This window comes from Desulfomarina sp. (assembly GCF_054039375.1).
Genome location: NZ_JBPLBA010000016.1, coordinates 1 through 22,651, shown reverse-complemented (window position 1 = coordinate 22,651; position 22,651 = coordinate 1). Strand labels below are relative to the sequence as shown.

At 45.3% G+C, this 22,651-nt stretch carries 16 protein-coding genes; 5 read left to right on the top strand and 11 right to left on the bottom strand.

Translation table 11 applies throughout. From position 1 onward, the window contains the following. Positions 1-4 precede the first annotated feature (4 nt). Positions 5-2,626 (bottom strand): hybrid sensor histidine kinase/response regulator, encoded by a 2,622-nt coding sequence (locus tag ACXLDX_RS01045; RefSeq protein WP_457575332.1) that lies wholly within the window; start codon positions 2,624-2,626, stop codon positions 5-7. 194 nt (positions 2,627-2,820) lie between these two features. Here ACXLDX_RS01045 and rhaD point away from each other — a divergent pair, with 194 nt between their 5' ends. The 5 genes from rhaD to ACXLDX_RS01020 all read left to right on the top strand — a co-directional run bounded on the left by rhaD (position 2,821) and on the right by ACXLDX_RS01020 (position 9,950). Beyond that, entirely contained in the window at positions 2,821-3,654 is an 834-nt protein-coding gene (gene rhaD / locus ACXLDX_RS01040) for a rhamnulose-1-phosphate aldolase (protein ID WP_457575331.1), read from the top strand. Positions 3,655-4,617: 963 nt separating this feature from the next. Continuing rightward, positions 4,618-5,376 carry an ATP-binding protein gene (locus ACXLDX_RS01035; RefSeq protein ID WP_457575330.1) on the top strand — a complete coding sequence of 253 codons (759 nt, stop codon included), beginning with the start codon at positions 4,618-4,620 and terminating at the stop codon, positions 5,374-5,376. A gap of 457 nt (positions 5,377-5,833) precedes the next feature. Next, positions 5,834-6,448: a phosphohydrolase gene (locus ACXLDX_RS01030; RefSeq protein WP_457575329.1), complete on the top strand. Its 615-nt coding sequence runs from the start codon at positions 5,834-5,836 to the stop codon at positions 6,446-6,448. A 404-nt stretch (positions 6,449-6,852) separates the two neighbouring features. Continuing rightward, complete coding sequence (locus ACXLDX_RS01025) at positions 6,853-8,241, top strand: sigma-54-dependent transcriptional regulator (RefSeq protein WP_457575328.1); 1,389 nt, start codon at positions 6,853-6,855, stop codon at positions 8,239-8,241. Continuing rightward, the gene (locus ACXLDX_RS01020; RefSeq protein WP_457575327.1) at positions 8,238-9,950 is read left to right on the top strand and encodes a two-component system sensor histidine kinase NtrB; all 1,713 of its coding nucleotides are present in this window, start codon (positions 8,238-8,240) and stop codon (positions 9,948-9,950) included. The genes ACXLDX_RS01025 and ACXLDX_RS01020 overlap by 4 nt, the downstream gene beginning before the upstream one ends. A 3-nt stretch (positions 9,951-9,953) precedes the next feature. Here ACXLDX_RS01020 and ACXLDX_RS01015 read toward each other — a convergent pair whose 3' ends face one another. From ACXLDX_RS01015 to ACXLDX_RS00970, 10 genes are all read right to left on the bottom strand, one after another. Next, positions 9,954-10,586 carry a hypothetical protein gene (locus tag ACXLDX_RS01015; RefSeq protein WP_457575326.1) on the bottom strand — a complete coding sequence of 211 codons (633 nt, stop codon included), beginning with the start codon at positions 10,584-10,586 and terminating at the stop codon, positions 9,954-9,956. A gap of 7 nt (positions 10,587-10,593) precedes the next feature. Beyond that, the gene (pyk, locus tag ACXLDX_RS01010; protein WP_457575325.1) at positions 10,594-12,375 is read right to left on the bottom strand and encodes a pyruvate kinase; all 1,782 of its coding nucleotides are present in this window, start codon (positions 12,373-12,375) and stop codon (positions 10,594-10,596) included. 581 nt (positions 12,376-12,956) lie between these two features. Then, complete coding sequence (gene murA / locus ACXLDX_RS01005) at positions 12,957-14,228, bottom strand: UDP-N-acetylglucosamine 1-carboxyvinyltransferase (RefSeq protein WP_457575324.1); 1,272 nt, start codon at positions 14,226-14,228, stop codon at positions 12,957-12,959. A 194-nt stretch (positions 14,229-14,422) separates the two neighbouring features. Further along, positions 14,423-15,295, bottom strand: a complete 873-nt coding sequence (prmC, locus tag ACXLDX_RS01000; protein ID WP_457575323.1) for a peptide chain release factor N(5)-glutamine methyltransferase — start codon at positions 15,293-15,295, stop codon at positions 14,423-14,425. Between the two features lie 141 nt (positions 15,296-15,436). Then, on the bottom strand, positions 15,437-16,504 hold the full coding sequence (gene prfA, locus ACXLDX_RS00995) for a peptide chain release factor 1 (RefSeq protein WP_457575322.1): 1,068 nt from the start codon (positions 16,502-16,504) through the stop codon (positions 15,437-15,439). A 126-nt stretch (positions 16,505-16,630) separates the two neighbouring features. Beyond that, entirely contained in the window at positions 16,631-16,858 is a 228-nt protein-coding gene (rpmE, locus tag ACXLDX_RS00990) for a 50S ribosomal protein L31 (RefSeq protein ID WP_457575321.1), read from the bottom strand. A gap of 408 nt (positions 16,859-17,266) precedes the next feature. Further along, complete coding sequence (gene rho, locus ACXLDX_RS00985; protein WP_457575320.1) at positions 17,267-18,517, bottom strand: transcription termination factor Rho; 1,251 nt, start codon at positions 18,515-18,517, stop codon at positions 17,267-17,269. A gap of 819 nt (positions 18,518-19,336) precedes the next feature. Next, positions 19,337-19,963: a dephospho-CoA kinase gene (gene coaE / locus ACXLDX_RS00980; protein ID WP_457575319.1), complete on the bottom strand. Its 627-nt coding sequence runs from the start codon at positions 19,961-19,963 to the stop codon at positions 19,337-19,339. A 97-nt stretch (positions 19,964-20,060) separates the two neighbouring features. Further along, on the bottom strand, positions 20,061-21,023 hold the full coding sequence (locus tag ACXLDX_RS00975; protein ID WP_457575318.1) for an RluA family pseudouridine synthase: 963 nt from the start codon (positions 21,021-21,023) through the stop codon (positions 20,061-20,063). Between the two features lie 489 nt (positions 21,024-21,512). After that, positions 21,513-21,992, bottom strand: a complete 480-nt coding sequence (locus tag ACXLDX_RS00970; protein ID WP_457575317.1) for a CarD family transcriptional regulator — start codon at positions 21,990-21,992, stop codon at positions 21,513-21,515. Positions 21,993-22,651: the final 659 nt, after the last annotated feature.

The window sequence follows — 22,651 nt, the reverse complement described above, 5'->3', positions numbered from 1 at the left end:
GTTTTCACTCCTCTTCTGCGACCCGGGCAAGGGCCGACTGCAGATCATTTCCGTCATATGGTTTTATCAATACTGTAACAATATTTCTGCTCTTTGTCGCCATCTCCAGGGCGTCCTGTCTGCCGGATACAAGAATGACCGGTATTGTACCGAGTTTCAGGGACATCTCCACACCGTTCATGACAGGCATATCAAAATCGGTTATGACAAGGTCAAACCGGTTCCGGGCGGATCGGATCATCGCAAGTCCCTGCTCCGGGTCACCGGTGGCAGTGACCCTGTGACCCATTTCTTCTAAAATACGGGGGATGGAATCAAGCTGATCCCTGTCATCCTCCACAAAAAGAATGGAAAGTGACTCAACTGCCACGACCGGTGTAAAACCGGTTTTTTTACGCCTTGTTTCAGTCGTGACGGGCAGGTAAATGGAAAAAACAGTACCGTGGCCCGGCTCACTGCTGACCTGCAGCCCGCCCCGGTGGCCCTTGACAATCCCGTGGACCACTGCAAGGCCAAGGCCTGTTCCTTCGGAGATATCCTTTGTTGAGAAAAAAGGATCAAAAATATTATCGATTATTTCCGGTGAAATACCAGAGCCGTTATCCGCTACCCTGATACGGATGTAGGTGCCCGGAGAAATATTCATGGTTGCAGCCAGTTCTTGTTCCACATTCAGTTCATCCAGTTGTACTTTCATCAATCCGCCGTTTTCCCGAAGAGCGTGATAACTGTTGGTGCACAGGTTCAGGATAACCTGGTGAATCTGAGTGGGATCGGCCTCCACAAGATTACTCCCGGAGTTAATTTTTGAACTGATTTTAATAGTGGATGGCAGCGAACCATCCATCAGGCTGACCACTTCGTAAACCACTTCGGAGAGGTCTGTGGCCCGAAAGCCCTCTTTTGACGGCCGACTGAAGGAGAGAATACGTTTGACGACACCACTGCCTCGTCTGGCTGCCTTCAGGACACGGGTCAGGTCTGCAGCGGTTCTGCTTTCCGGGTCCAGATCCCCCAGGGCCAGTTCCGTAGAATTGATGATTGATGTGAGGATATTGTTGAAATCATGAGCAATTCCTCCGGCAAGAGTTCCCAGTGCCTCCATCTTCTGGGATTGAAGGAGCTGCTTTTCCAGGTTCTGTTCCTTGGTAACATTTTCAGCCGTGGTCAGGATCCCGACAATCCTGCCGTTTCTATCTCTCAAGGGGACTTTGTTGACTTCCAGCCAGCCGGTTGATCCGTTGCGGTTCTGCAGTTTTCTGCGTTGTTTTCTGATGATTGTTTTTCCCCGCGCCACATCATCATCTGCATTGACGGACCAGCGTACATATTCCCGGTCAAAGACCACATCTTCAGTTTTCCTGGAAACAACATCATCCGGGGTTTCGATATTGAAAAAATCAATAAATGTTCGATTGGCCCCCAGGTATTTTCTCTCTCTGTCTTTCCAGGAAACCAGTAAGGGAATGGTATCCATGAGTGTTTCCTGGAAAGAGAGCTGTTCCGTTATTTTCTGCTCCACCCGCCTTCGGCCTATCATTGCCGTGACCAGAAAGACAAGAACGACGAGGAGAAGGAGAAGGCTGGTCATGATTGTCCAGAAGAGTTCTTTGGGCAGTTCGTAGAAGGCCCTGGGCGAGTTGATGATCAGTGAATCCTCCGGCAGCAGGTCCTGCCTGATATTCAACCGCTGCATCACCCGGTAATCAAATTCATATCTGCCCCTGGCTTCTGTCTGGACAGGGATGTCCTGTGGTTTGTCTCCGTTGAGGATACGGAGTGCCATCTTGGCTGCCGTGCGCCCGTGCTGTCTGCCGGACAGCATTCTGCCCCCGACGGCACCATGACCCAGGAGAAACTCCCAGGTGGTATAGATGGGGACTGGAGAATGGGAGTAAATTGTTTCCATCACCTCTTCGGCCGTATAGAATTTTCCTTTGATTGTCTGGTACCAGGGAAAGAAAAAGAGAAATGTGTCATTGCCCAGATTTTCAACCCTTTCCTTGGTCTCTTCCAGGGTGAGTTTGACCCAGAATTCCACCTGGAAAGGAAATGCATAGGTGGAGAGTGTTTTTTCAATCTGCCTGCGGATACCCCGGCCGGTGGCAGATTCATCGCCAATAACGATCATTTTTTTTCTCTTGGGATGGAGACTGCGAATAACATCAAGAGTACTGACAAGGTCAAAGTTTTCAACTACTCCGGTGATGTTTTCCGGAGAGTCATGAATGGCTTCAAAATTATTTATTCCACAGAATACGATGGGTTTTTTATGAAAAAGTGTTTCATGGTACTGTGAAACAAAATTAAAACCGTTGTTGTCGGATACAAGAATGAGGTCAAAATTCTCCCCCCGGAACTTTTCCCTGTAAAGGGTGAAAAGACTGTTTTTTATACGGCTGTAGTTGTATTTTTTTGTGTCCATGTATTCTATCTGCAGACCGATGTGACTGTCGCTTTCTCTTAGAACTGACCGGATTCCTACCAGAATTTCATCTGACCAGCGGTATCCATGGTGGTAGGAATTAAGATAGAGAATATTCTTTTTTGTCCCTCCATGGCTTAAGTGCACCCAGCACAGGAGAAACATCGGTAAAAGGAATATGGGCAGCATGTATCTTTTCATTTTCTCAATTCTTTTCTGGTGATTACCGGCTACAGGATTCAGATAAACCGTATGGCCGGATTCTATGGTTCGGCCACAAAAAGCTAATGAAAACCTGACTGCGCTGATACAACCCTCAGCCATGGATTTTCAGATAAACTGTGGTAACAATACAGAACAATAAACTGTTCGACAAAAAATCCTCAGCAAAAAATATGCCTGAAACCATGGGAGTGATGATGATGGTGAAGAAAATAGAGTTACCTGATGCTGTGCTCACGGAATTCAAGAAAATATCAACAGTGGCCTCCTATCTCTGGGAGCGGCAGTGGATCGAGCGAAACGGGGGAAATATTTCTCTCAACCTTACGGGGATGATAACCGGGTTGCCGGATTTTCCTGATGGTTTTCAATATATTGAAAGACAGGTTCCCGCCGGTACCGCCGGTATGGTTGTTTTTATCACAGGTGGCGGCGCACGACTGCGTGATCTGCAGAATCATATTGAAGAGGTTGGCTGTATTTTGAGGATTGATAAAGAGGAGAAGGGATGTCATCTCCTCTGGGGAGGAGAAAAAGATGGTTTTCAGCCAAGCAGTGAGTTAATTCCCCATCTCATGGTCCATCAGGAACAAATGAGGCTTGCGGATGGACACAGAGCTGTACTTCATGTCCATCCCCTTGAATTGATCGCCATGAGCCATCACCCTGTCCTGGGTCATGATGAGCAGAAACTGAACCGTGCCTGCTGGTCGATGTTGCCGGAGGTCCGCCTATTTATTCCCCGGGGCCTCGCCCTTGTTCCCTTTTGTCTGCCCGGTTCCGATGAGCTGGCATCACAGACCGCGGCAGCTCTGTGCAGCAGGGATGTTGTCCTCTGGCGTAAGCATGGAGCTGTTGCCACGGGAAAGGATATTCATGAGGCATTTGATTTTATAGATGTTGCTAATAAGGGGGCCTCAATTTATCTGCAATGCCTGTCTGCCGGCTTCGAACCGGAGGGAATGAGTGAAAATGAAATGGAGAGGCTGATGGCCGACTGTCTTTGAGAAATATTATCATTATTGTTAAAAATGATTATCTTTCAGGGAGGTAAGAAATTCTGATGCTGTAACGGTTTCAGGAGCTTGAAAAAATTAATTCTTCTAAATAACAAAAGTTATCTTGATTACCCATGAAATTCAGCCAAATTGTGGATGTACCTGTTTTATCAGGCTAGCCTACGGTCAAAAATCACTGGAAATTTCAATTGATAAGGAATTCAAATGAAAAAGTGTCAGTCCAGGTCATATTATAATCAGTCTAAAGTGATTTTTGAAATACGCCTGATAAAACAGGCCCAATCCCCAGACTCACAAATAACAGGCTGAGTTTCATACGTAATCAGGTTATTTTTAAATTTGACCCGGCAACGCCCAGGTAGAACGTTGATTACGTAAGAACCAAATCCTGCAGTTGGCAAATTCGGAGTCTGTGCTAACCTGCTGGAGGTACGAAAAAGTTGTCCAAACCATTATATGGTAGTTGCTCACCTGCTCCAACTTTTCATGGTCTTTTTGTCCCCACAGGGAGATAAACGCGAAGAAGAACCTTTAAAAATCTGCGACATGTGAGCACTTTTCCCTCTTTCTTATCAGACCACGTCTCCCTCACTGTTTGAAATTGGTTACAGGGGTAGCAACTCTGTGATTTTATTACCTTTGAGTTGTAATTACTCAGAGGTACGACAGATTTTTGCAGGCTCTTATGTTCGCTATAGCCTACCTATGCGGACAAAAGAGACCGTGAAAAGATGGGGTGCCTGTGAGCAACTACCACTGTTTTGCCCCGGATTACACCCAGACACCCCATTTTCGTATCCTCTTTTTACCCTTTTCATTTTCCTGGAAATGGTTACAGTTCCAGGTGTATTTAAACAAGGCTCTGCTTCTGAAACGCACCGTTTTTTGTAGTGCAGCATGAAGCTTTTTTTTTCAATGATAAATTGACTTTAATATCAGATGGAGTAACCCATGAGTAAAGTAATAGCTTTTGCCGGTAAAGGTGGAGTTGGAAAAACCACGGTTGCCACCCTCGTGATCCGTTACATGGCCCAGACGGACAAGGGGCCAATACTGGCTGTAGATGCAGACCCGAACAGTAACCTTGGTGAAACAATGGGCCTGGAAGTACCCAGCACAATAGGGGATATACGTGAAACCTATATGAAAGATCCCCAGAGTATTCCGTCGGGAATGGATAAGATCAATTATCTTGAAACCCTTGTTGAACAGGCTATTATCGAACGTCCCCAGTTTGATCTGCTTGTCATGGGCAGACAGGAGGGTCAGGGCTGTTACTGTATGGTTAATAATATACTGAATAATTTCACTGATAAATTGAGCGCTCATTATAAGTACATGGTCGTTGATAACGAGGCGGGAATGGAGCACCTCAGCAGAAGAACAAGTGGCAAAGTCGACATGCTCTTCATGGTCACGGACTATTCCCTCCGAGGGCTGCGGGCTCTGAAGAGAATACACACCATGCTTGACGGACTGAACCTCAAGGTGAAGCAGCTTGGAATCATTGTCTCCAGGGGGCCCGAACAGCTCAGTGAAGCATTTCTGAAGGAAGTTGAAGAAATCGGTGTACCCATTGTCGGTGTCATACCCGATGATCCTGCACTTCTTGAGTACGATATGGAAAAGAAATCATTGCTTGATCTGCCTGACTCTGCTCCTTCTGTGCAGGCAGTACAGAAAATCATGGACCAAAACTGCCCTCAATAAGAATTTTTTTATCTGTTCCCGACAGAGGGCGGCAATAAAAAAACTGTAATTGCTCATCTACCTCAGCTTTCCACGATCTCTTTTGTCCGTACAGCCAGGCTACAGCAAAGAAGAGCCTGTAAAAATCTGCGGAATCTGTGAGCAATTACAGTGTCAGAGGTAATAAAACCATATAATACCTAAATCCTGCACTTCAGAAAATGAAAGAGTGGATGTATATTTTTTCATTTTCTTTGAACTGCGGATTGACAATTTTACCGTGAAGTGTATGACGTGCAGATCGGGCCAACGCTTGCGGATTCGGGAAAATCAGATCTGTTTTTGACCTACATCAATGTACAACAGTTGATTTGTCGGTATACTTTTACTGTAGTGGTATTAAATTTACAGAAAAAGGTATGGCTTACCCGGACAGGAGCAGCCATTGTTATCAGCCGAAAAAATCAGGGGAATCTCTATGAAATGCCCAGGTCAGGATATGCAGTACTGGACAGACAACGCCATTTTTGAAGTGGATTGTCCGAAATGTGGAAAACCGGTCGAATTCTATAAAGATGATACAAGCAGAAAATGCCCCCATTGTGAAAACCGTTTCGTCAATCCCAAAATGGATTTTGGGTGTGCGGCTTATTGTCCCTTCGCTGAACAGTGTATAGGGACACTGCCTGAAGAATTCAAAGGAATCCGGGATTCCCTTCTGAAAGACAAGGTTGCTGTAGAAGTAAAACGATATTTTCATACGGATTTCAAGGCTATAAGCCGGGCGACCAAAATAGCCAGATTTGCAGAAAATATCGGCAAATCCGAAGGAGGAAAACTTGCTGTTATCCTCTGCTGCGCCTACCTTGAAGGTGTGGGAGAAAATGATGCGGAGAATATTTTAAAGAAACTGTCCACCAATGATGCCATTGTGGATGAAGTGCTTTCTGTCCTGAAGCAACTGAAAGAAGATAAAACGCCCGTTTCTATTGAGGCTCAGATTGTCCATGATGCTGTTTTACTTTTTTCGGAAGAAAATCCGCAGAATCAGTTCTTCACAAAAACTGCACAGGAAATGCGAACTGAATCCTGAATCTGTGATCCCTTTGTAATTATTTTTCGGGTAACAACTTGAAAAATTAATATAAATTCATTTCAGATTACGTGCAAAACCCGACCTGACAAAGCAGGCACATCCAGAATCCGGCTGAGTTTCAGGGTTAATCAGAAATTCACAAATCGCATGCATTTAAAAAAAATCCGCTCACCTCCCTGTGGACCAGATTCAGTACTATTTTAATGGGTTCGAAGAAATCAGGTTGTATCACCAGTGGATAGTCCAAAGGGGCGGTGATTTTCTCAATGCACTCCTCTTGTCTCTTTTAACTATCTCATGTAAAATTGTAATTACTCGCGGACTTATATCTGAAAACCATCGTCAGGCCGATTCTTCTGAAATAGAACCAGGTTCTTCTTCCACATAAAAACACGATTGCAATGGCATCAATACTTGTAGTTGATGATGAACGGGGCATGAGAGATTTCCTAAGAATTTTCCTGGAAAAAGAGGGAAATTCTGTCGAAACTGCCGAAAATGGAAATATCGCTCTGGACATGATCCAAAACCGGGACTTTGAAGTCGTCGTCAGTGATATACGCATGCCCGGAATCAGTGGCATTGAGCTCCTGGAGATTATAAAGGAAGAAAACCCCGATCTGCCTGTAATTATGATAACGGCATTTGCCTCTCCTGATGATGCCGTACTCGCCATGAAAAATGGCGCCTTCGATTATATCTCCAAACCGTTCAATGTTGATGAAATCAAAACCGTTATAGAGTCCGCCACCAGCAAGCTAAAAAAGAGCAGCAGTGCAAAAGAACAGAGTGACGCCTTCCCTGAAATAATAGGTGAAAGCAGGGAAATGTTAAAAATATTTGACATGATCAGGCGTATAGCACCCACTCCCGCCAATGTCCTCATTTATGGTGAATCGGGTACAGGCAAAGAACTGGTGGCCCGTGCAATACACAATCACTCGAAAGTTGCCAGTGCTGCGTTTGTCCCCATTACCTGCAGCGCCATCCCTGAAGACCTTATGGAGAGCGAACTGTTCGGCCATGTCAAAGGATCTTTTACCGGTGCTATTGAAGACAAACCCGGTCTCTTCATGGAAGCGGACAACGGTACTGCTTTCCTCGATGAAATAGGTGAGCTCACACCAATCATTCAGACAAAACTTTTAAGGGTTCTCCAGGAGAGAGAAATCAAGCCGGTTGGCGGCACCCGAATCCAGCAGATCTCCATTCGTATCATTGCCGCCACCAATAAAATCCTCGAAGAGGAAATCAGTGCCGGCAGATTTCGAGAGGATCTTTTTTACAGACTGGCTGTTGTCCCCCTGCGGGTCCCACCATTACGCGAAAGAAAGGGAGATGTTCCCCTGCTTGTTGAACATTTTCTGAAAAAGTATTCCAGACAGCTCGGCAAGGAAATCCAGGAAATATCTTCCTATGCCCTCGAAGTTTTAATGAACTATGATTTTCCCGGAAATGTCAGGGAACTGGAAAACATCATTGAACGCGGAGTGGCCCTGGAGAGTTCCAACATCATTTTACCCGAAAGCCTCACGCTCTATGGTCAAACCAGAAAAGAGATGAAAGATGATTCTTTCCCGGAATCAGATTCCCTCTTCCAGGCCGCTTCCAGCGAAGAGGAACTGTATGACCTCGGAATCGAACATGTGATGACCAATCTTGAGAAGAAACTCATCCTCCATACCTTGAAAAAAACCAATAATTCAAAGATGAAAGCGGCTGAACTCCTCGGAATCAGTTTTCGTTCACTGCGATACAAGGTGCAGAAATACGGGATCAGTTTAACGTGATTGACCTGAAATCATTAGCAGGCAGAGCTGAGCAGGCTGGCAGTGTCAACCAGATATTGAGGACTCAACTCCTCTGGATGCTGCTGCTGCGGGTCATCCTTTATACCTTTCTGCTTGGCATAAGCCTTATTTTCCAAGGTGACCAGTTCGATGTTATTACCCTTCCCCAGAATATACTGACTCTGCTCCTGCTCTTTATCTATCTGACAACAATTTTCTCAGCTTTTCACCTCCTTGTTTACCAGGGCAATCTTCGTAAATTCGGCATTATACAAAATCTACTTGATACCTTTTTCGCTTCCGTTCTTATTTTTCTATCCGGTTCATCCAACTCTATTTTCACTTCCGTCTATTTTTTTCCCATTATTTCCGGAGGGCTCATTCTTCCAAGAAAGAGTGGATTATTTGCGGCAGCCGCAGCAAGTCTCCAATACGGTCTGCTTCTGATTCTGGAAACACAGGGACTCTATCCCCGTTACCTTCTGGAATTCATATCGTTTGTCCCCAGTCCTCCCCTTGTCATTCTCAATCACTTCGCGGTTCACGGTCTGACATTTTTTCTGGCGGCGTTGCTCAGTGCACTTTTCGGTCTGCGCCTGCGCAGTACTGAAGATGCCCTGACTGAATCCATCCAGAAATTCGATCAGCTTGCAATCCTTTACAAACAGGTTTTTGACAATATTACGACAGGAATACTGACACTTGACGGACAAAACAAAATAACTTCAGCCAACAATGCCATCAAAAAAATTACTGGACACTCACCGGACAAACTCATCGGGAAAAAACTGTTTTCGCTTTTTCCGGATCTGGACCTTTCCCACCCAAACCTGAGAAATACCATTAATTTCATTCGCTCAGACGGTAAAAAAGTCCGTATAGGTTACTCCCATATGGTCATACAAGATACGGAAAAAAGAGCAGACCAACGTAACAACGGTCACAATAAAATTATTACGCTGCAGGATATCAGTGAAATTGAACGACTTGAAAAACAAGTCCGGCAGGCAGAGAAGCTTGCAGCTATCGGTATGATGAGTGCCTCTATCGCCCATGATTTCCATAACCCTCTCACAGCTATCTCCGGGTCTGCCCAGGTACTGGCCCATGAATTTTCCTCCGATGGAGCCGAAAACAGAACAAATTTTGAACTGACCAAAATCATACTTCGGGAATCAAACAGACTCATTGATACCGTCAGGGATTTCCTGAGATTTTCACGACCGGAACACACTGACAAGAAATGGTTCTCATTAAAAAACTGTCTCGATGAGGTCCTGCAGGTTTGTCGTGCTGACCCTGCATGGCCATCCACCTGCAAAATAAATATCACACTCGACCATGCTCTTGATGTCTGGGCTGATGAAAAACAGATGTTTACCGTTTTCAACCACCTCATCCAGAATGCACTTTCTTTCTGCCCGAAGGGAAAGGAAACTATCACCATTACAGCTGGAGAAATACAAGGAAAAGGGGATCATGAAATCCTCGAAATCAAGATCAGTGATAATGGCCCAGGTATCCCGAAAGACAGGCAGGAACAGATTTTCGAACCATTTTACACATCAAGAACGGATGGAACAGGACTTGGACTTGCCATTGTAAAACAGACAGTGGAAATTCATAAAGGGACTATTGCGGTTAGTAAAGCCAAAGGTGGCGGAGCTCTTTTTACAATCAAATTGCCCTTACCGGCCCAGGTAGAATAGGTACTATTCTTTTTTTTCGCCCTCCTTTATCGTTACCGCTTCTTCTGCCACAGGATCGGAAAAACGAAGATAATCCAGTTTCAGGTATACTGTTCCCGTACCGGCAGGATCAACAGCCGTGATCTCTCCCGCAACCCATAATTTTTTTCCTGCCTTCAGATCTGTCAGCTCCGGATAATCTTCGAGCGGCACTTGCGAGACAATCAATACCCCAAAACCATCTTCAGAGACATCCAGTTCCAGCCTGGCTGTTTTTTCATCTTTCCGGGTCAGGGAAAAAAAGTAGACAGGCCATATTACCGGTAACTGAGTAAATTTCCGGGCAGCAACCTTTTCATCAAAACCTTCCATTTTACTTAACTGTTCAAGAAGCTCACCGGGAGAGGGTTTGAGAAAAAATGTAGTCGGTTTCGGATTCTTTTCTGGCTGAGACTTCCCCAGGGACCTGGCTGCTTTGATTTCCACTTTTACAGGAATCTTTTTTTCAGGAATTTCTTTCGACTTTTTGTTCTTCTGCTGCAGGTAAATCCCCCCTGCCACAAGTACCGCAAAAAGAATTGCGGCACCAGTCAGGATTATTCTTTCCTTATAACGAACAACAAATGCTTTAATCCCATCAGGTAATTCTATTTTCATTACCAACTTAAACCTTTATCAGCTGCAACGCACCAATCTGTCTGATATTGCATTCCCTCACACCCTCACCATAAAGAACGGCGACAACATCTTCTGCCTTGATATATCCAGATTTCCGGGCTGTATCCACGGCTTTTTCCAGCATATGCTCCCGATCAAGCTCCTCTCTGATGACAAGTGGAATAATGTTTTTATAAAGACTCGCATGACGTGCTACATGTTCGGATCGGGTTATAAGAATCGAAACAATGGTCCTGTTCCATTTTGACAGAACGGGATACAAACTGCCTGTCGGATCAAACAGCATGACTGCAGCCACATTCCTCAGACTGGCTGCGGCCGTAATAACAGGATTTGCAGTAGAATCATCCATCAATTGCTTATACTCTTCAACACTCATCCCTGAATACCGTTCTTCCTCGCAGATAATCTCCGCCATGGTACGTACTACATTGACAGGATCTCTGCCGGTTGCAGTCTCCTGAGACAACATGACCGCATCGGTACCTTCCTTTATGGCAACACTGACATCAGTCACCTCGGCCCGGGTCGGTCGCGAAAATGCAGTCATTGAATCAAGCATCTGGGTAGCAGTAATTACGGGTTTATTATTCTGCCAGCAGAGCTTGATAATTTCCTGCTGAATACGTGGTACTCTGGCCGCAGGAAGCTCAACGCCCATATCACCGCGAGCCACCATGATCCCGTCTGAAACCGATATTATTTCACGAATATCCCTTACCGCCTCCGGTTTTTCTATCTTTGCAATAACGCGAAGATCCCGTTTCCCGCTCTTCCTGATATATTCCTTTATACTGAGAATTTCTTCAGGAGACCTGACAAATGAAAGGGCAACATAATCAACTGAATGATTCAGGCCCCAATCCAGATCCCGCCAGTCCTTATCGGTAATACTCGGCAGAGAAAGGGATGTCGCCGGCAGGTTTATCCCCTTGCCCGATTTCAAAAGTCCACCCACCACCACTTCACAGACAACCCGTTCCTCCCCTTCTTCTACAACCCTGAGTTCCAACAGCCCGTCATCCAGAAGAATCGGATCATCTTTTTTCAGGTCTTTCAATATTTCCGGAGTGATGGTTGAAATACACTCGGCTGTTCCCTCTATTTCCGCTGCCTGCATCACAATCTTTTTCCCTGGAAGCAGTTCCACCCGGCCATCTTTCATCCTCCCCGTTCTGATTTTCGGACCACAGAGATCCTGAAGAACAGCGACAGGTTTTTCCCATAAAGATTCCGCCTGTCTCAAGGTTGCGAGAACTGCTGCATGATCTTCATAGGTTCCGTGGGAAAAATTCAACCGGGCTACATCCATTCCGGCCAGGATCATTCTACCCAATATTTCCGGGCTGAAACTGGCCGGCCCCAGGGTACAGACAATGCGGGATTTCTTATTGATTGTATGGTGGGTCTGGACACGAACACTTTTCAAAATGGAAAACAGTGTCTGAAAATCAAAGGGTTTAGGCAGAATGCCGACTATTGTTTTATATTTTCTCAAACGCCGTCTGACTTCAAGATCATCGCTTCTTGAGGAGAGAATCACGATCGGCATATGAGGAGAAACAACTCTAATTGCCTCAATAAATTTAAACCCGTCCCAGAACGGCATACTGATATCGGTAAGAATAACATCGAAGATGACGGAAGAAGCCAGGAGGAATCCCTGATGCCCATTGTCCACCACTTCAACATGGTGACCTTCCTTTTCCAGCCTTTTTCTTATCAGCAGTTGTGTTGACTTCGCGTCTTCCAGCACCAGTATTCTCATTGTCCGACTCTCCTCAATCCCATTTCACCTCACACCTCACACCTCATCACAATAAAATGATACGGGAATTCTCCAGGAATTTGAAGCTATTTATCACTACCATGTCCGTAACCACTGACGGAAACAGCAACTCTATGATTTTATTATCTGATTACTTATGAAACTCAGCCTGTTATTTGCGAGTCTGGGGATTGGGCCTGTTTTATCAGGCGTATTTCAAAAATCACATTAGACTGATTATAATATGACCTGGACTGACACTTTTTCATTTGAATTCCTTATCAATTGAGATTTCCAGTGATTTTAGTCCGTAGGCTAGCCTGATAAAACAGGCACATCCACAATTTGGCTGAGTTTCATGGGTAATCAAGTTTTATTATCTCTGAACCAATGTCATTAACTCAAGGACAAGATAGTTAAGGAAAGTCCCATTCTGACCTTGGTCGAGGGTGTCTGCAGCCAGGACGGCTGCTGTCAAGCCCCCAGGGACGGGTTTATAGCGTCCCTCGGACGAGGTCGGAATGGGACTCATCTTAAGTTAACGACATTGATCTCTGAACTGTAATTGCTCACAGGTGCCGCTATTCCTGTTCCTTCCAGACCCTGGCTCCCAACCCATTCAACTTATCAACCAGGTCCTCATATCCACGCTCCAGATGATAGATCCTGGCAACTTCAGTACGTCCTGAAGCTGCCAGGCCGGCGATAACAAGAGAAGAACTGGCACGCAGATCGGTTGCCATAACAGGTGCTCCGGACAGGCCACGTTCCCCCCTCCCCCTTACGATGGCATTGCGACCATCGACCTTGATATCCGCCCCCATTCTGCGCAATTCAGCCACATGCATAAAGCGGTTTTCAAAAATGGTTTCATTAATCATGCTGACGCCTTCACTGACTGCCATGAGGGCCATGAACTGAGCCTGCAGATCAGTAGGGTAACCGGGATAAGGCATTGTCTTGATATCAACTCCCTTTAATGCCCTTTTGCCATCCTGCGGTTCAACACTTATACTGTCACCATGTTCTGTAACCCGAACCCCTGTTGCCCTGAGCTTTTCAAGAAGAGCCGGCAAATGGGCAGGATTGCAGTGAGTAACGGTTCCGCTTCCTCCGGTCGCTGCAATAGCAATCAGGTAAGTTCCCGCTTCAATTCTGTCCGGAATAACCCTGCAGTCAGCGACACCGAGAGAGGCAACTCCATGAATTGTCAGCACATCACTTCCCCTGCCATGAATTTCAGCTCCCATCTGAACCAGCATATCTATCAGATTGCCAATTTCAGGTTCCCGGGCCGCATTTTTCAACACTGTTGTCCCTTGAGCAAGAACAGAAGCCATCAGCAGGTTCTCCGTAGCAGTCACCGAAGGAATATCAAAATAAATCACATTTCCCTGGAGTCTTCCGGAAATTCGTGCGTCCACATAGCCCTTTTCAAGTTTACAGGTAACGCCAAGTTTTTCGAGCCCCATGATATGAAAATTTATGGGTCTGGCACCAATTGCACATCCCCCGGGCAAAGAGACCCTGGCACGACCGAGTCGGGCCACAAGCGGTCCCAGTACCAGAACTGAAGCGCGCATCGTTTTCACCAGATCATAAGAAGCTTCCCCATGGGCAAGACTGCTGCTCTCAAAGGTTACTGAATCTCCATTTCTCTCGCATACAACTCCCAACTCCCCCATCAATCTGATAAAGGTCCTGGTATCCCGTAAATCCGGAACATTGTGGAGGGTGTGTTTTCCCGGGGCCAGCAATGTGGCGGCCATAAGCGGCAATGCCGCATTTTTAGCTCCACTTGCCCGCACCTCACCGAAAAGTTTTCGCCCTCCTTCAACTATCAGTTTTTCCATGGTTTATCCCTGTATCTTTTTTATTGTCTCTTGCTGGTAATTAAATAAAAGGCTTGCGTCCTGGCCAAATCCCATAGACCTTGATATGTAATTGGTCACAGGTACCGCAGATTCTGCAGGCTCCTTTGTTCGCTATAACCTGCCTATGCCGGCAAAAGAGACCGTGAATAGCTGGGTGCCTGTGAATAATTACCTTAATATTCCAGTTGTGCGTAAAGTACTCTGTCAAGGCCGGCATAATCGGTAATTATTCTTACCTGAACAAATCCGGAACGATCTGTATCATTTTCAAGAAACATATTCTCGACAGCCGCTCCCTGGTCTGCCCCGATTTCCATGAATATTTCACCACCGGGTACAAGCAGGAGCGGCACCTCTGAACGGATTTTCCGTATGACATCCAGCCCTTTTTCTCCCCCATCAAGGGCCAGGTGTGGTTCAAAACCGGCAACGTCTTTTTCCAGACTGCATTGTATTGCTGAAGTTCTGACATAGGGAGGATTAGTGACAATCAAAGAAAACTGATTTTTCCGGTAGATGGCGGAACACAGATCAGCACAGAGCAGATCAATCCTGGAAGTAAGATCGTGTTCGTTCCTGTTTATTGCGGCAACTGCCAGTGCATCAGAAGAAATATCGACAGCCAGAACACGCTGCCCGGTTTCCCGGGCAAGAACAACACTGATCACCCCGCTTCCACAACAGAGATCCAGGATTCTCCCCTTCTCCAGATTCTCTTTCAAGGTCATTGCCAATACTCTGTCAAGAAGAAATTCCGTTTCAGGACGGGGAATCAGAACATCGGTTGTCAGGCTGAAAGGCAGGGACCAGAATTCACACTGCCTGAGAATATAGGCAACAGGCTCATGGTTCTTACGCCTGTCAATGCATTGAAAATAAAATAATTCGCTGCTTCTGTCTACTTGCTCATCCCCGTGAAGCAGAAGCTCAACATGATTCCTGCCAAGACAGTATTGCAGTAAAACCCGCGCATCAATTGCAGAAGAGGCAATCCCTGCATTTTCCAATGCGGCTGTTCCGGCCCGGAGGAGTTCATTTATATCCATAAGATCGGACCATATCCTCCCCAAAGTAATTGCTCACAGACAAGGTAACTCCTCACAGGGGCAGCAACTATGTGATTCTATTATCTCTGAACTGTAATTGTTCACAGGTGCCGCAGATTTTTGCAGGTTCTTCAGTTTACTTTACTGAATGGCTTTCAACTTTTCCGCCTGATCATGGGCCATGAGAGGAAAAATAATTTCTTCGAGCTTCCCACCGATAACTGCTTCGAGTTTATAGAGGGTCAGATTAATCCTGTGATCAGTTATTCGTCCCTGGGGAAAATTGTATGTTCGTATCCGCTCACTGCGATCTCCGCTGCCTACCTGACTTTTGCGATCCCTGGATATTTTGTCATGGTGTTCTCTTTCCAGTTGATCAAGAATCCGGGCACGAAGAACAGTCAATGCCTTTGCCTTGTTTTTATGCTGGGATTTTTCATCCTGACAGGAAACAACCACACCCGTCGGTAGATGGGTGATTCGAACTGCTGAATCAGTGGTATTAACAGACTGTCCACCGGGACCCGATGCACGAAATACATCTATTTTGAGTTCAGACATATCAAGATTCAGCTCAACTTCATCAGCTTCAGGTAATATTGCAACTGTTACGGCCGAGGTGTGAATCCTGCCCTGGGTTTCAGTCTCCGGCACCCTCTGAACCCTGTGAACACCACTCTCATATTTGAGCTTCGAATAGACCTGTTCTCCCTTGATCAGGGCAATAATCTCCTTGAACCCACCGATACCAAGAGGACTTGAACTCATTATCTCAACTTTCCATCCCATGCTCTCAGCAAAACGGCAGTACATCCTGAAAAGATCTCCAACAAAAAGTGCTGCCTCATCCCCGCCCGTTCCGGCACGGATTTCCAGGAAGGTATTTTTTGCATCATTGGGGTCCCTGGGGAGAAGAATGAGTTTAATTTCCTGGTCAAGCTGCTTTTCCTTCTCTTCGAGCTCCTCAATCTCAAGCCTGGCGAGTTCCTTTATTTCCGCATCCTCATCGTCCTGCAGTAAAATCCTGTTATTTTCCAGCTCCTGCTGAACGTGTCTGTATTCTGAATAGATTCCGTTCAACTTTGTCAGGTGTGCATGCTCCCGAACTACTTTCTGGTACTCTTTCTGATTTGTCACGAGTTCAGGGTCAGAAAGTCGACCTTCCAGATGGGAAATCTTTTCTTCCAGATCAGCAAATTTTTCAAACATAGAAGCTCAACCAAAGGGATAGGGGATGAAAGAAAAAAGTCCACAACCATGCGAACCATCGTTGTGGACAAAACCTGAACAGAACTGCAGAGAGAAAACGCTCAGCTGCTAAAAAAGAATAATTATTTACTGTTTTCCTTTTTCTTTCTCCGCATAGTGTTTTGCATAACGCTGCTTAAACTTCTCAATACGTCCGGCAGTATCCACAAGCTTCTGTTTTCCGGTAAAAAATGGATGACACGCGGAACAGATTTCAACTTTCATCTCCTCCATGACTGAACCCATTTCAAATTCACTGCCGCAGGCACATGTTGCCATTATTTTATGATATTCAGGATGTATATCATTTTTCATATCGCTATTCCTCCCACACATCTTCATGTGGTGTTGAAATTAAATATAATTGAACCTGATAGTTTATGAAAGTTCAACCCGGGGGACAAATCCGCCAGGAGACCTCCCCATAAAAAACATGGCCGGACCGAAGGTTCAGCCGCAACTAACTATGAAAACTCCAACAGCGGCACAAAGTCTTTCCGTGGAGAGCCTTCAGATAAAACAAGAACGATATAATAATCAACAACCAGAATTTTTCAAGTGAAATATTTTCCAGAATCCTGGAGCGTTCAGCAACGTACGAAATAAAGAATCATCGTAATTGGTCACAGGTTCCACAGATTTTTGCCGGCTCTTTTATTCGCGACAGCCCAATACTGACATGAGAGATCGTGAAAAGCTCGGGTACCTGCAAGCAATTACTAATCATCCATTCATGGAATCAAGAAAATCCTGGTTTGTTTTCTGATGCTTGAGCTTGTCGATAAGGAAATCCATACAGTCTGCAGGATTCATGGAATTGAGAAGCTTTCTTAAAATCCAGATACGGTTCAGCGCGTCTTTTTTGATCAACAGGTCTTCTTTTCGGGTGCCGGAACGTTTGATATCTATGGCCGGGAAAATCCGTTTGTCCGCCATTTTTCGATCCAGCACCAGCTCCATATTACCTGTTCCCTTGAACTCCTCAAAAATAACCTCATCCATACGACTGCCGGTTTCAATCAATGCGGTCGCGAGTATCGTGAGGCTGCCACCCTCTTCAATATTTCTGGCGGCACCAAAAAACCGTTTGGGCCTGTGCAGAGCATTTGCCTCAACACCACCGGAGAGAATTTTTCCGCTGGAGGGGGTTACAGTATTATAAGCCCGTGCCAACCTGGTGATACTGTCCAGAAGGATCACCACATCTTTTTTATGCTCCACCAGTCTCCGGGCTTTTTCTATCACCATTTCAGCTACCTGGATGTGCCGCTGGGGTGGTTCATCAAAGGTTGAGCTGACTACTTCTGCGGTTCTGACACTTCTGGTCATCTCCGTAACCTCTTCAGGACGCTCATCAATCAACAGTACTATAAGGTAAACATCCTTATGATTACGAACAATGGAATTAGCAATCTTCTGCATCAGGACCGTTTTACCGGTTCGTGGCGGTGCAACAATCAGTCCGCGCTGTCCTTTACCGATAGGCGCAAACATATCCATTATCCGCATGGCATAATTATCCGGCTGCCATTCAAGAGTAAACGGCTCATTGGGGTGAAGTGGTGTCAGGTTGGCAAAGAGCGTTTTCTGTTTTGATGCCTCAGGAGGATCAAAATTCACACTTTCAACCTTGAGCAGGGCGAAATACCTCTCTCCGTCCTTGGGTGCCCTTACCAGACCGTCAATGGTATCCCCCGTTCGAAGATTAAGCCTGCGAATCTGGGATGGTGAAACGTAAATATCATCCGGACCGGGAAGATAGTTATAATCAGGAGCCCTTAAAAAGCCGAATCCATCGGGAAGGATCTCCAGAACCCCACTCCCTCTCATCTTTCCGTCTTTATCGGACTGGGCTTTAAGAATTGCAAATATCAACTCCTGTTTCCGCAGGGAGCTGTATCCTTCGACTTTGAGTTTACGGGCGAACTTAACAAGTTCACCGATTTTCATCACTTTCAGTTCCGCCAGATTCATTAATCCACTTCTCCTTTTTGAGGCTTTTGGCAGGATAACGACAAGCCACAGATTGCATCACTCTCAATTCAGGACAATACCTCTAATGAGTGCAAAAGCTGTGGGAATAAAAATTCAATTGTGATAACAACCAGAAACAGTACGACATCACAGATGTCTTATATTTCCCGGTAACTACTACAGGGTTAATAACTCTATGTTTTTCCTTCTGAGCTGCAATTGTTCAGCTGCCCCAGATTTTTACAGGCTGTTTTGTTCGCTCTGATGCCTGCCTGTGCAGGCAACAGGCAATAGAAGCCGTGAAAAGCTGGGGTGCATGTGAGCAAATTACATTTCCTGTAAAATATGCAGGATTCAGATGTGAATGTTTGCTATCTCTATTTGTGTTCCAGATATAAACCAGAATGGGGCCTGTTGACCAGATCCATGACGAATCAAGAAATTGAAAACTGTGAGCATACGAAGCTTGTCTAACTGACAAACACGTACCCGGCAGGATATTTAAACAGGGTTCAAAAAATGATTCAACAAAGACAGGAATTGGATTTCAATTTTGTTGTCTCCTTATACGTATTCAATACCCCCCTGTCAAGCTTTTTCCTGCATCTGTGTGTGTATCATGTTTTTTTCTGTTTTATCCAGTATAACCGGAAAGTATCACGAAGCCGTCACGGGTCGAGATGTAATAGTTCACCTCCCACGGCTTTGCACAGTCTCTTTAGTCCGCACAGGTAAATTGTAGCGGACAAAAAGGGTGCAAAAATCTGTGGTTGGGGAGCAATTTCACGTCAGGGGTCATGATTCAGGAGTTATGATATTTTACCGCATGCCCAAAGCAAGAATCACCCGCGACAGGTGACCAACCTGTATTACGGTAGAAACAAAGGTTTCACTGTTGTCAATAATGAAAGAAGCGCGTGAAAGTTTTTCATCAAGAGGCATCTGATTATCAAGAATCGATCGAATAATCTCCCGGCTGTGACCATCCCGGCGGGCCACCCGTTCATAAACTACTGCTTCCGGGACATAGACCAGTACACAGACATCAAAATCCTCCTGCCAGCCAACTTCGTATAACAGAGGCACCTCAACCAGAAGGCAGTCTGTTGATTTTTCCTTTTCCCGGACAATATCCCGAACCAGAGGGTGAAGAATTGACTCCAGCCTGTCTTTAACGGAATTATCTGAAAAAACAGCTTCCCGCAATTTTGCTCGATCAATCGCTCCGTCTGCGGCAAGAAACTCCCTGCCAAAACAATCGAGTAGCCTGGCATATCCTTTTTCTTCCGGAAGCAACTGCTGTCGACAAATTTCATCTGTATTCACCAGCTCGCAGCATAGCCCTGCGGCCAACAGGTTGCTGACTGTACTTTTCCCACTCCCCAGGCCTCCGGTAACAGCAATTTTCACAGTATTTTCTCCTGCCTCCACTGAATCCGTCAACATTCAATGCAAGGGTCCACCTGCCACAGATTTTTACAGAGACTCTTTTTCATTTTCTGAAATGCAGGATTCAGATATCAAAAAAACCAGCATGAAACCGTCATTGCTTCAAGGATTCATCCATCCCCAGCTCCTTGAGCACTTGCACAAAATCCGGCCAAAGGGGTGCAGTCATGTCCAGCATTGTTTTTTTCACAGGATGTTGTAGAACCAGACGATGGGCGTGGAGCAACTGACGTGGAAAACAGCTGTTTTTTCTATTGCTGCCATAAACACAGTCCCCCACAACAGGATGACCGAGATGAGCCATGTGTACACGTATCTGATGTGTTCTTCCGGTTTCAATAACAATCTTAACCAGAGAGAACCGATTGTCCGATTCGGCAATCACTTCCCAGCTGCTGGCAGCATGACGCCCCCTGCCTGGCAGAACTGTCATCTTCTTTCTATTTACGGGATGTCGTCCGATGGGGGCTGAGATCCGACCTTTTCTGTCTCTCATGAGACCGTGAAGAAGTGCCAGATAGCTTTTTTTCACCTTGCGGTTTTTAAAGGTATCCATCAACATCATTTGGACAGGCTCAGTTTTTGCCGCTACCATAATACCGGATGTATCCTTATCAAGCCTGTGAACAATTCCGGGACGAAGACTGTCCCCCACAGCTGTTATTGACCTGCAGTAATGAACCAGCCCGTTCACAAGGGTCCCTGTATAATTACCACTTCCAGGATGAACGACAATACCGGGGGGTTTGGAGAGAATGATCAAGCTACTGTCTTCAAAAAGAACGGTAAAATCAATCTTCTCCGGCAAAACTTCCAGTGCAGGAGGTTTAATAAATGTTCCGGCAACAGTCTCCCCTGCCTTGAGACGGTAACTCGCTTTCTGTGCCCTGTTATCAACAGTGATCAACCCGCTTCGGATTGAAGTGGATATTCGGGTTCTGGACACGGTTTGCAGTTGGCTGGAAAGAAACTGGTCGAGGCGAAGTCCTGTTTCCCGATTGCTTATTTTGAAAAGAAAGGAATCATCGGAGAACCGGGAAAGATTTTTATCTTCCATTGAGAGGATACGTTATAGCTGCCATGGAAGGCGCCATCTGTCGTTTTACCGTAATACTGGAATTTCCGCCTGGTTTTTCCAGGGGGCATCAAGATGGGCAAATTTAATTTTGATTACGTACAAAACTCAGCCCGCAACGTAACTGGTCACAGGTGCCGCAGATTTTTGCCGGCTCTTTTGCTTGCTGTAGCCTACCTGTGCAGACAAAAGAGACCGTGAAAAGTTGCAGCGCCTGTGAGCAATTACCCTGCAACTTGTGAGCCTGGGGGTTTTATCAAACGTATTCTAAAATCACATTTTACCGATTTTAAAAACCTGAACTGACATTTTTTCAATCAAATTCCCTGTCAATTGAGATTTCCCGTGATTTTCACCGCAGGCTGGCCTGATAAAGCAATCACATCTCCAATCAGGCTGAATTTCATGGGTGATCAGGTATAATTTTGCATAACCAGAGAACACTCACGGATTCAGGATTAGCGCAGGAATCTACGAAAAGATGGAATCTATGGTTTTGCTGACAGCGGATTCTTCAGTATTCTGGGCCAGAGACAATTCCTTCACCAGGAGACTTTTGGCTGTATCCAGCATTTTTCTCTCACCATAAGAAAGATCTTTATCCACACTGAGGAGAAAAAGATCACGAAGAACTGCAGCAACTTCATGAACAGAACCGGTCTTGATTTTCTCCATATAATCTCGATAACGCCGATTCCATGTCTGCGAACCAAGTTCAACAGTTCTGTCAGCAAGTATGTCAAGCACACCACTTACTTCATTTTTATTGACTATGGCCCGAAGACCTACACTTTCACTGCTTTCTGTCGGTATCATTATTCTCATTCTGTTATCCAGAATCTCCAGGACATAAAATGATTGATTGATACCCGCAATAGTCTGTGTTTCTACAGACTTTATAACACCAACACCATGGGCTGGATAGACAGCCATATCACCTTCAGCAAACACTCATATCTCCTTGTTCCAAGGCACCTATAATAAGGCAGAACAGTTAAAACCCCCAACCCGGATTTCCTGCCGGCCCATTCTTCGCACCTTCAAGTTTTTCGGCAGTAAACCATAGTCTGTTCTGTTTGTTGCCAGAATACTGGTGAAGATGACGAGGACAGGACCGACCACCAATGAACATATTGAAAATTTTTCCACAGGACAAATACGCCTGAACTTGCTCAATGACATCCTGTCCAGGAAAAGTAACTTAATGTTCATAAGAAATACGGGCCAAGACTCTTTTTACAAAATCGGCTGAATCTTAAATCTCAACCATGCATGCTCTCTGGATTGCGAGCAAAGAAAATTCCAACTGCCGTAAAACATCGACAGATTGAATTTTTTCACAAAAACCAACGGAAAAATACGGATTTGGAATATTTTGTATAATCAAAACAGCTTTTTACTGTTTATATTACCCATAGGTTGCAGGAAACATTCTTTACCATCAATACAACAGCGTTTAAATATAACACATTTTACCTGAAAATACTTTTATTTTTGTGTGACACTCAATGAATAAAGGGAATTCCGTGTATTATTAAATCAACCGTCGGCAGAATCAACCAGTCTGATCGAATAACAGAAAACACTGTTTCACTAACTCCTCACAGGGG

Bases quoted from the DNA above. Each gene is read 5' to 3' on its own strand.
- coaE (WP_457575319.1), bottom strand. From the start codon at position 19,963: ATGTTGACGGATTCAGTGGAGGCAGGAGAAAATACTGTGAAAATTGCT.
- murA (WP_457575324.1), bottom strand. From the start codon at position 14,228: ATGGAAAAACTGATAGTTGAAGGAGGGCGAAAACTTTTCGGTGAGGTG.
- rhaD (WP_457575331.1), top strand. From the start codon at position 2,821: ATGCCTGAAACCATGGGAGTGATGATGATGGTGAAGAAAATAGAGTTA.
- prmC (WP_457575323.1), bottom strand. From the start codon at position 15,295: ATGGATATAAATGAACTCCTCCGGGCCGGAACAGCCGCATTGGAAAAT.
- ACXLDX_RS01030 (WP_457575329.1), top strand. From the start codon at position 5,834: ATGAAATGCCCAGGTCAGGATATGCAGTACTGGACAGACAACGCCATT.
- ACXLDX_RS01045 (WP_457575332.1), bottom strand. From the start codon at position 2,626: ATGAAAAGATACATGCTGCCCATATTCCTTTTACCGATGTTTCTCCTG.
- ACXLDX_RS01035 (WP_457575330.1), top strand. From the start codon at position 4,618: ATGAGTAAAGTAATAGCTTTTGCCGGTAAAGGTGGAGTTGGAAAAACC.
- ACXLDX_RS01025 (WP_457575328.1), top strand. From the start codon at position 6,853: ATGGCATCAATACTTGTAGTTGATGATGAACGGGGCATGAGAGATTTC.
- pyk (WP_457575325.1), bottom strand. From the start codon at position 12,375: ATGAGAATACTGGTGCTGGAAGACGCGAAGTCAACACAACTGCTGATA.
- rpmE (WP_457575321.1), bottom strand. From the start codon at position 16,858: ATGAAAAATGATATACATCCTGAATATCATAAAATAATGGCAACATGT.
- prfA (WP_457575322.1), bottom strand. From the start codon at position 16,504: ATGTTTGAAAAATTTGCTGATCTGGAAGAAAAGATTTCCCATCTGGAA.
- ACXLDX_RS01015 (WP_457575326.1), bottom strand. From the start codon at position 10,586: ATGAAAATAGAATTACCTGATGGGATTAAAGCATTTGTTGTTCGTTAT.
- rho (WP_457575320.1), bottom strand. From the start codon at position 18,517: ATGAATCTGGCGGAACTGAAAGTGATGAAAATCGGTGAACTTGTTAAG.
- ACXLDX_RS00975 (WP_457575318.1), bottom strand. From the start codon at position 21,023: ATGGAAGATAAAAATCTTTCCCGGTTCTCCGATGATTCCTTTCTTTTC.